The sequence below is a fragment of the Staphylococcus coagulans genome, assembly GCF_002901995.1.
GTDB lineage: Bacteria > Bacillota > Bacilli > Staphylococcales > Staphylococcaceae > Staphylococcus > Staphylococcus coagulans.
The window spans coordinates 1-1,837 of the sequence record NZ_PPQN01000032.1 but is presented as its reverse complement, the minus strand read 5'-3'; the positions used below and the strand labels follow the sequence as shown (position 1 = coordinate 1,837).

Annotated in this window: 3 protein-coding genes; all 3 read left to right on the top strand. The window is 34.0% G+C overall.

Annotated elements, in window-relative coordinates:
- Positions 1–606: CHAP domain-containing protein (locus tag CD118_RS07460; protein ID WP_103356516.1), on the top strand; the 606-nt coding region annotated here is incomplete at its 5' end.
- Between the two features lie 234 nt (positions 607–840).
- Positions 841–1,155: a DUF3467 domain-containing protein gene (locus CD118_RS07455; protein WP_020219674.1), complete on the top strand. Its 315-nt coding sequence runs from the start codon at positions 841–843 to the stop codon at positions 1,153–1,155.
- A 124-nt stretch (positions 1,156–1,279) separates the two neighbouring features.
- Positions 1,280–1,495, top strand: a complete 216-nt coding sequence (locus CD118_RS07450; protein WP_015728850.1) for a hypothetical protein — start codon at positions 1,280–1,282, stop codon at positions 1,493–1,495.
- Positions 1,496–1,837: the final 342 nt, after the last annotated feature.

Below are 1,837 nucleotides of genomic sequence, written 5' to 3'. Positions count from 1 at the left end.
GATGCGATTAACAACGACTTTAAAAATATGGCTACAATCTATGAAAATACACCTTCATTCGTCCCACAAGTAGGCGATGTGGCGGTGTTTAGAAACGGTATTTATAAGCAATACGGTCACATTGGCATCGTATACAACAGTGGTAACACAAACCAGTTCTTAATTTTAGAGCAAAATTTCGATGGCAATGCAAACACGCCCGCATCATTGAGATGGGACAATTACTATGGATGTACGCATTTTATCCGTCCTCATTACAAAAGCGAGAATACCACTTCTAAAATCGCTAATAAAATCAGTCCACCATCACATAAAGCGGCAGGCAATTCAGCTAGTAAGATTATCAGTGGAAGTAGAGCGCCGTATAACCTCAAATGGTCAAAAGGTGCTTATTTTAATGCAAAAGTTGACGGTTTAGGTGCTACATCGGCAACACGGTATGGTGATAGCCGTGCAAATTATCGTTTTGACGTCGGACAAGCCGAATATGTACCAGGCACGTTAATTTATGTATTTGAAATCATTGATGGTTGGTGTCGTATCTATTGGAATAATCATAACGAATGGATCTGGCATGAAAGACTGATTGTTAAAGAAGTATTCTGATAACAAAAGTAAAATATGATATACTATGTATATCCACGACATGATTAGAGGGTAGCCGTAATGGTTACCCTCTTTTTTTTATGTTATAATAAATATAGATTACCGGTAACCAATCCGGCTTTATTTACCACCACCTATACTAGTTAAGTGTGGTGTTTTTTTGTTCGTATTTATGTTTGGACTTTAAATCTTATTAATATATTTGTAAAATAAGTAGTGAAAGGGGGATTTAGAATGGGTATATCATACAAAGGCATAGAATATGATAGAAATCTAAGTCAAGCTACAGAAATAGATCCGTATATTTTTTACACCAATTCTTTGGAAATGAGAACAAGTATCACAGATTTTATGATTAACTTCACACAGCACACGCCTAACGGTTTTGTTGAAAATAGGAATATAATGATGAATCCTAGTTTGGCAAAACAGTTAAGGAATGCACTTGATGAAGCAATCAATCAATATGAGGAGATTCACGGACCGATAAAAGATATTGATACTCTTCAAAACGAATTTGACGAAGTGATTAAAGATGAGTCGAATTAATACCTATCCAATCAATAATCACCCCAAATTTACAGATAAAAAAGAGATAAACTCTTTACCGAGATATTACAATTCTTATAATATCAGAAGTGTTGGGAATACTCTTATTTCGGAGGTGGATACAATGTCATTAGATTATATTACACGCCCTGAATTTGAACAGCATCAAAAGCACATGGACACAAGATTCGATAATGTAGAGTTGAAAATTGATAACGCCGTAAAAAGTTTGAAAGAAGAAATAAACTTAGAAAAAGTCACATCAAAACGCTTTTGGATTGGTGTATCGATTCCAGCAATTATAAGTTTGATTAGTATTGTAATAAACTTGTTCTTTTAACCACACCCTAACCGGTGTGGTATTTTTTTATGGAAACACCCCACCTATTGCAGGCGGGGTGATACCGTTTTTGATACCATTTTAGTTTAAAACAGAAAAATACAGAAAATCTAACTTCCTGAAAACCTCATTAAATCAACGTTTTTGATTTTAAAAAATGTCAAAAAAACACAATTTAAATCGAGATGGAAGGCTCTATTGGATAGAGTTCCTCTTCGTTAAAATGGCATTTACTGATTAAAGGATAGTCTCACGTTAGAGACTATCCTTTTTTAATAGCTATCATTTATATATTGTATAATATTGGGCTAAATGCTATGCTTGTAAAAATCAGTATAATAG

What these genes read in the sequence shown, in the direction of transcription:
- CD118_RS07455 (WP_020219674.1), top strand. Translation starts at nt 841, where the DNA reads ATGGGTATATCATACAAAGGCATAGAATATGATAGAAATCTAAGTCAA.
- CD118_RS07450 (WP_015728850.1), top strand. Translation starts at nt 1,280, where the DNA reads ATGTCATTAGATTATATTACACGCCCTGAATTTGAACAGCATCAAAAG.